The sequence below is a fragment of the Micromonospora sp. NPDC003776 genome (genome assembly GCF_053605645.1).
Genome location: NZ_JBSGJR010000367.1, coordinates 1 through 7,159, shown reverse-complemented (window position 1 = coordinate 7,159; position 7,159 = coordinate 1). Strand labels below are relative to the sequence as shown.

8 protein-coding genes are annotated in these 7,159 nt (G+C 75.4%); 5 read left to right on the top strand and 3 right to left on the bottom strand.

The genetic code is table 11. The features are described from left to right. The 4 genes from ACWEVO_RS24975 to ACWEVO_RS24960 form a co-directional block, all read left to right on the top strand. Positions 1 to 1,014, top strand: a 1,014-nt coding sequence (locus tag ACWEVO_RS24975) for a DHH family phosphoesterase (RefSeq protein WP_452309947.1), incomplete at its 5' end; no start/stop codon positions are given. 64 nt (positions 1,015 to 1,078) lie between these two features. Continuing rightward, positions 1,079 to 1,486, top strand: coding sequence for a hypothetical protein (locus tag ACWEVO_RS24970; protein ID WP_452309946.1), 408 nt, complete (start codon positions 1,079 to 1,081; stop codon positions 1,484 to 1,486). Continuing rightward, positions 1,486 to 1,695, top strand: a complete 210-nt coding sequence (locus ACWEVO_RS24965) for a DUF6186 family protein (protein ID WP_452309948.1) — start codon at positions 1,486 to 1,488, stop codon at positions 1,693 to 1,695. Before ACWEVO_RS24970 ends, ACWEVO_RS24965 begins: the two co-directional genes overlap by 1 nt. A 513-nt stretch (positions 1,696 to 2,208) precedes the next feature. After that, positions 2,209 to 2,727, top strand: coding sequence for an adenylate kinase (locus tag ACWEVO_RS24960; protein WP_452309945.1), 519 nt, complete (start codon positions 2,209 to 2,211; stop codon positions 2,725 to 2,727). A gap of 166 nt (positions 2,728 to 2,893) precedes the next feature. Here ACWEVO_RS24960 and ACWEVO_RS24955 read toward each other — a convergent pair whose 3' ends face one another. Further along, on the bottom strand, positions 2,894 to 3,640 hold the full coding sequence (locus ACWEVO_RS24955; RefSeq protein WP_452309944.1) for an MIP/aquaporin family protein: 747 nt from the start codon (positions 3,638 to 3,640) through the stop codon (positions 2,894 to 2,896). A 103-nt stretch (positions 3,641 to 3,743) separates the two neighbouring features. Here ACWEVO_RS24955 and ACWEVO_RS24950 point away from each other — a divergent pair, with 103 nt between their 5' ends. Then, entirely contained in the window at positions 3,744 to 5,075 is a 1,332-nt protein-coding gene (locus ACWEVO_RS24950) for an MATE family efflux transporter (protein ID WP_452309943.1), read from the top strand. Between the two features lie 15 nt (positions 5,076 to 5,090). Here the strand turns inward: ACWEVO_RS24950 and ACWEVO_RS24945 are convergent, their stop codons facing one another. Both ACWEVO_RS24945 and ACWEVO_RS24940 read right to left on the bottom strand, forming a co-directional pair. Beyond that, on the bottom strand, positions 5,091 to 6,104 hold the full coding sequence (locus ACWEVO_RS24945; RefSeq protein ID WP_452309942.1) for a hypothetical protein: 1,014 nt from the start codon (positions 6,102 to 6,104) through the stop codon (positions 5,091 to 5,093). A gap of 82 nt (positions 6,105 to 6,186) precedes the next feature. Continuing rightward, positions 6,187 to 7,050, bottom strand: a complete 864-nt coding sequence (locus ACWEVO_RS24940; RefSeq protein WP_452309941.1) for a hypothetical protein — start codon at positions 7,048 to 7,050, stop codon at positions 6,187 to 6,189. Positions 7,051 to 7,159 lie beyond the last annotated feature (109 nt).

Below are 7,159 nucleotides of genomic sequence, written 5' to 3'. Positions count from 1 at the left end.
GGTGCCGGCCCGACCGTCGGCTACTGGGCGGCCGCCGTCGCGGCGGTCCGCGATCTCCCCGCCGACGCCCGGGTACTGCTGATCTGCCACGTCAACCCCGACGGGGACGCGCTGGGCAGCATGCTCGGGTTCGGGCTGGGGCTGCGCCGGTTCGGCGTACGGCACCTCCAGGCGACCTTCCCCGGGCCGCCCGGCGTGCCGGAGCCGTTCCGCTGGCTGCCCGGGCTGGAGCTGCTGGTGCCGCAGGACGAGGCGTACCCGGACCCGGATCTGGTGGTCTGCTTCGACGCGGCGAGCGAGTCCCGGCTGGGTGACCTGGTCGACCGGCTGGACAAGGCCGGGACGGCGCTGGTGCTGGACCATCACGCCTCCAACACCGGATTCGGCGGCATCCACCTGGTCGACCCGCACGCGGCGGCCACCTCCGTGGTCGCCGAAGGGCTGCTGGACCGGCTCGGGGTGCCGCTGGACGCCGAGATCGCCACCTGCCTCTACGTGGCGCTGAGCACCGACACCGGCTCGTTCCGCTTCGCGGCCACCACCCCGGCGGTGCACGAGATGGCGGCCCGGCTGCTGGCCACCGGCATCGACCCGGGGGACATCTCCCGGCGGATCTTCGACACCCGCCCGTTCGGCGCGGTCCGGCTCTTCGGCGAGGTGCTGGTCCGCGCCCGGCTGGAGCCGGCGGCCGCCGCCGGGCGCGGGCTGGTCTGGACGTACGCCACCCGGGCGGACCTGGCCCGGCACGACCAGCCGGCGTACGTCCTGGAGGCGCTGATCGACTCGGTCCGCTGCACGGCGGAGGCCGACGTGAGCTGCGTGGTGAAGCAGGTGGCCGACGCCGATTGGGCCGTCTCGCTACGCAGCAAGGGCGCGGTGGACGTCAGCGCGGTGGCGGTGGCGCTCGGCGGTGGTGGCCACCGGTTCGCGGCCGGGTTCACCGGGCGGGGCAGCGTTGACGAGGTCGTGGACCGGATCCGCGCCGAGCTGGACGGGGCCCTGCTGACCGGCTGAGATCAGGGATCACTCCGGGTGTGCGGGTCTTTCCGCGCTCCGGGACGCTGAGGACAATCGGGAGATGGAGCACCCCCGAGAGCTCACCGTCGAGGCGCCCCGAGCCTGGGACCGCCCGGTCGTCTCCGTGCCGGTGCTGATCTTCCTCTCCCTGGTGGGCGGCCAGCTGCCGTCCTTCTCCGCACCGGCCAATGTCTACACCCTCGGCACCGGTGGCGCGCTGATCTGGATCGGCCTCGGTAACCGGGTGCCCCGCCGGCCCGCGCCCGGCCGGCTGCCCCGGGGCGCGGTCTGGTGGCTGCTGCCGGTCACCGTGTTCGGGGTGTTCGAGGGGGTGACCTTCGTGCTCTCGGCGGGCGACGAATTCCCCACCTTCTCCCTGTTGGCCGACCCGCTGCTGGAGGACCACCTGGTCCGCTCGGCGGCCTGGTTCGGCTGGCTGGCCGCGTTCTGGGGACTGGTCCGCCGATGATGCGGGCCGTGGCGATCGGCGGGTTCCTGACCGCGCTGCTGCTCTTCGCGGCCGTCGAGTGGGCGGCCCGGCGGGAGGGGTCGCGGATCCCGTCCCTCGCCGACGTCTGCGCCTTCGTCATGCGCTACGAGGTCGGTCCGGTGCCGGTGGGCCGGATCGGTCTGTTCGGTTTCTGGTGGTGGCTGGGCTGGCACTTCCTGGCCCGTTGACCGCCCGTGCCCCGTGTCCGCATCGCGGGAACAGTGGGCAGCATGTGGAAAATGAACGTTAACTTGGGTGCGGTACCGGCGCTCTCCGGCGCTGGTCACGGGCGGTGGCGCCACACCCGGTGCCGCCTCCCTCCAGGGTCAGACCGACCCGGGCTCACGCTGCCTGGCGAGCCGCTCCGGTGATCCCGGACCGCTGCCGCGGCGTCCTCCACACGCCCGTGAGGGCCACCGTGGCGGTGGTCCGCACCCTGGAAGGGAACTCCGATGGCGACCAAGCACAAGCCGCAGACCGAGACCACCACCGACGAGGCGCGCGAGCAGATGCGCCGCGCGCTGCAGACGTCGATGGACACCCGCCAGTGACGACGGGCTTCAGGTCGCCGCGCGGCACCGGACGCGCCGAGCTGAAGTCGTCGCAGCAGACCGCCCGGCGGTGACGCCGGCTGGCACGACGTCACCGCCGCACCGGTCACCGACCTTCCCGTACGACGCCCCCGGCGCTACCGTCGCCCGGTGCGGCGCATCCTGATCGTCGGCAGCTCGGGAGCCGGCAAGAGCACGCTCGCTCGTGAGCTAGCCCGGCGGCTCGACCTGCCCCTGGTCCACCTCGACCGGCACTACTGGCGCCCGGGCTGGCTCGCCCCCGGTGCGGCCGACTTCCGCGCCGAGGTGGCCGCGCTCGCCGCCCGCCCGGCCTGGGTCATGGACGGCAACTATGGCAGCACCCTCGATCTCCGCCTGCCCCGTGCGGACCTGCTGGTGCTCTGCGACCCGTCCCGGCTGCGCTGCCTGGTCCGGGTGCTCCGCCGCCGCTGGACCCGCCGCGCCACGCCCCGGGCGGACCTCCCGGAGGGCTGCCCCGAGCAGCTCGACCTCCAGTTCCTCCGGTACGTCTGGACCTATCCCCGCCGGGCCCGCCCGCGGGTCCTGGCCGCGGCCGCCACGATCGCGCCCGACCTCCCGGTGCTCCGGCTCCGCACCCCCGCCGACACCCGCCGCTTCCTCGCCACCCTCCCCACCGCTCCGCGCTGACCGCCTCCGCGCGCGCTCGATCCGGGATGTAGTGGCCTTCCGCCGAGCCCGAGCCCCCTACTTCCCGGATCGAGCACGATCTTGACCCGGCCGCCCGGTCAGGCGGGCCGGGCGGCCGGCGGTCGGAACGGCAGGCGGGCCGGACAGGGCCAGGTGGGCGGGTGGGTCAGTGGCGGACGGTGCCCTGGGCCACCCGGCGGCTGGTGCGGCCGCCGCCGGGGCCGCGCAGCAGGGCGGCCACGCCGACCGACACCGGGACCGCGAGGAGCGGGCCGAGCAGGTACGCCCACCAGGCCCGGGGTTGGCCGTAGACCAGGGCCGGGCCGAGCGAGCGGACGATGTTCATCGAGGCCCCGGTCAGCGGTGAGGCCCAGAGCCCGGCGAGCGCCAGGTAGCCGCCGACCGCCACGGCGGCGAGGGGTCCGACGTTCTGCGCGCCCGAGGCGGTGCCGAGCACGGTGCTGATCAGCCCGACGGTGAGGACCAGTTCCCAGATCAGCGCGAGCGGGGCGCCGATGCCCGGCCCCGGCAGGGTCAGACCGGCCGTGCCGTGCCCGCCGAGCAGCCCGGCCAGCAGGCCGGCCGCGGCCACCGCCCCGGTGAACTGGGCGATCAGGTAGCCCGGCACCCGCCGCCAGGGGAAGTCCCGGCGCAGCGCGAAGGCCAGGGTGATCGACGGGTTCAGGTGGGCGCCGGAGACCGCCCCCATGAACAGGATGATCGAGGCGACCATCAGCCCGGGGGCGACCACGGCGGCGGTCCGGCTCACCTCCTCGGCGCCGATCCGCTGGTTCACCGCTCCAGGGCCGACCGAGACCAGCACCAGGAAGAACGTGCCGAGCAGTTCGGCGAAGACCCGGCGCCACCAGGCCGGGCTGGCGCCGCCGAGGATCGGGTCGCCGCCGGCCGTCATGGCCTCACCGTACGACGCCGTGCGGGCGGGCCGTCCCGGTACGGTCAGGTAAGTGATGCTAAGGCTTGCGTCCCTTACCTGACGCGTGCCAGGATCGGCGACGATGAGCCAGACCGCCACCCCCGCTCCCGCCGCCGCGGCCGCCGCGCCCCGCCGGATCGCCGCGCTCGCTCTGCCCGCCCTGGTGGTGCTCGCGGCCGAACCGCTCTACGTGCTGGTCGACACCGCGGTGGTCGGTCACCTGGGCCGCGTCCCGCTCGCCGCGCTCGCCGTCGGCGGCACGGTGATGACGCTGACCGCCTGGCTCGGCACCGTCGTGGCGTACGGCACCACGGGGCGGTCGGCCCGCCGGTTCGGCTTGGGGGACCGGGCCGCCGCGGTGGCCGAGGGCGTGCAGGCGTCCTGGCTCGCGGCGACGGTCGGCGTGCTCGTGGCGGTCGCCATCGGGATCGGTGGCGGGTGGCTGGCGCGTACCCTCGTCGGCGGCCCGGGCGCGGTGGCCGACGCGGCCGCCACGTGGCTGCGGATCGCGGCGCTCGGCGCGCCCGGCCTGCTGCTCGCCGCCGCCGGCAACGGCTGGCTGCGCGGCATCCAGGACACCCGGCGCCCGCTGCTGTTCGTGCTCGCGCCCAACCTGCTCTCCGCGCTGCTCTGCCCGCTGCTGGTCTATCCGGCCGGGCTGGGGCTGGCCGGTTCGGCGGTGGCGAACGCCGTCGCGCAGACCCTCTCCGGCGCCCTCTTCGCGGCGGCGCTGGTGCGCGAACGGGTCTCCCTGCGCCCCCGCCCCCGGATGATCCGCCACCAGCTCGTGCTCAGCCGGGACCTCCTCGTCCGGGGCGTCGCCTTCCAGGCGAGCTTCCTCTCCGCCACCGCGGTCGCGGCGCGGTTCGGCGCCGCCGCGGTGGGCGCCCACCAGATCGCCGTACAGCTGTGGTTCTTCACCGCCCTGGTGCTGGACGCGCTCGCGATCGCCGCGCAGGCGCTGATCGGCGCCGCGCTCGGCGCGGGCGACGCGGCCGGCGCCCGGTTCCTCGCCCGCCGGATCGCCCTGCTGGGCGGCCTCTGCGGCGTGGCCTTCGCGGTGCTGATCGCCGCCGGCGCCGGCGTGGTGCCGTCCTGGTTCAGCGCCGACCCGCAGGTACGCGAGCAGGCGATGGTGGCCTGGCCCTGGTTCGTCGCGCTCCAGCCGATCGGCGGCGTGGTGTTCGCCCTCGACGGCGTGCTGATCGGTGCGGGGGACGTCCGCTACCTGCGCAATCTCACCATCGTGGCGGCGCTGGGCGGCTTCCTGCCGGCCATCTGGCTGGCGTACGGGCTCGACCTCGGCCTCGGCGGGATCTGGGCCGGGCTGACCCTGTTCGTGGTGCTGCGGCTGGTCGCGCTGCTGCTGCGGCTGCGCTCCGGTGGCTGGGCGGTGGTCGGCGCGGTCCGCTGACCACCGCGGCTCCGGTCAGCACTCGTCGCCGTCGCCCGCCTTCCAGCCGGAGTCGTAGACGTCGGCGGTCGGCACCGGCCCGGGCCGACCGATGATCCGCTCGGCCGGGTCGGGCTGCTCCAGCGCGAGGTAGCCCTGCTGCATCGCGGCACACGGCGCGCCGGCGATGGTCGCGTCGGCGTCGTGGATCCAGAGCCCCTGCGACGACTTCTGGACGTCGTCCGGGTGCGGGAACCGCCAGACCACCTCGTCGCGCACGGTCACCAGCTCCGCCCCCGGCGGGTACTGCTGCGCCCGGAACAGGTCAAAGGAGTAGACCCAGATGAACCGGGTGGTGACGGTCAGCATCCGGACACCGTCCTGCGTGCTGGTGCCGTACTCGATGGTGCCCTGGGCCCGGATCCCGTCCTCCCGCACCCACTGCGGGTCGGCGTCGCGGCGGACCCGGGTGGCGTAGCCGAGGCTCCGGCCCTCGGCGAGGTCCCCCCGCACGGCGGCGCGGTCGTCGGGGGCGAGCAGGGCGAGGAAGGGCTGCGGGTCGTCGCCGAGCCGGTCCGGCCGCAGCCGGCCCTGGATCAGCGCGGCCCGGACCGCGGCGAGCGCCTGGCGGACCTGCTTCTCGGTGAACGGCCCGGCTGCCCGGGCGGCCGGCAGGACGACGGCGGCCTCGCCCTCGGCGAACCGCTCCGCCGGGGTGCCGATGAACACGCCCAGGGTGTCGCCGTTCGCGTCCACCGGACGGGGTGCCGCCCGGGTCGGGACGGGGCCGCCGATCACCACCTCACCGCGGTGAACCTTGTCCACGAAGCGCCAGCCGGCGGTGCCGAGGAAGGCCAGCAGGCCCACCACCGCCAGCCCGGCCACCAGGCCGAGCAGCTTCCCGCTGTGCCGAGCCCAGCCGACGCGGAGCCGCTCGGCCCGGGTCAGCTCGTGCTCCCGCACCGGCTCGCGCATCCAGTCGGGGATCTTCACCGGCTCGTCGTCGGCGGCGAAGAGTTGGTCGAGGCGGCGGGGCTGTTCGTCGGTCATGTCGGTTCCCGGTCCGGCGGGCGAGGGGCGGGTGATCTTCGCACGCCGGGGGATCGTCCCGCCGCCCCGTTTCCGGTCCGACTCAGCAGCTGTCCGGCAGGTTCAGCGTCGCGTCCGGGTCGAACACCGCGTCCGGGTCCGGGCCGTCGGCACCGCCGTGGCGGGGCACGCCCAGGGCGAGCAGACCCTTGGCGAACGCCGCGCAGTCGATGTTGGCGGCGTAGGAGTCCGCCTTCTCGATCCACAGCCCGTCGGAGCCGCGGGTGACGTCGTCGGGGTGCGGCACGCTCCAGACCACCGTGTCGTGCACCACGACCAGCCCGTCACCCGGCGTCGCGCTGTCGTTCGGGAAGGCGTACGCCCAGACGACGTTGGTGGTCACCGCCAGGATGCGGATGCCGTCGGGGTCCCTGGTGGCCCGGTAGGTGATCCGCCCCTTCACCCGGGGCTGGTCGGCGGTGAGCCGGGCGCCGGGCGCCAGCCGGGTGGCGTACGCGGCGAAGGTGTCGGAGGCGAAGTCCTCGCGCAGGCCGGCCCGGGCGTCCCGGGCGAACTGCCGGATGAACGGTTCGAGATCCTTGCCCGTCATGAACCGCCGGTCAAGCCGGGCGGTGACCAGCGCCTTCCGCACCTTCGCCAGCGCGGCGGCCACCTGCCGCTCGGTGAACGGGCCGGTCCGCTCCGCCGCCGGCACGGTGATCCCGGCCGGCCCCTCGGCGAACGCCGCCGCCGGGGTGCCGTCGAAGGGTCCGGTAGCCGTGGTCGGCGCCGTGGCCGTCGGGGTGCCGCCGACCGGTCCGGTCGCCGTGGTGGGCGCCGCGGCCGTCGGGCCGGCCGGCCAGCTCATCGTCGGGTACCCCACCGGCCGCCCGCCGGCGTGCGGCATCGACACCAGCACGGCACCGCCGACCACCCCGACGAAGGCGAGCAGCAGGAGTACGGTCACGCCGGTCAGCAGCGACCCGGAGTGCGGGCCGGGCCCGCTCCTCGGCCGGTCACCCGGGCCCGCCCCCGCTCCTCGCCGGTACCTGCACGCTGTCGACGGGCGTGACCGC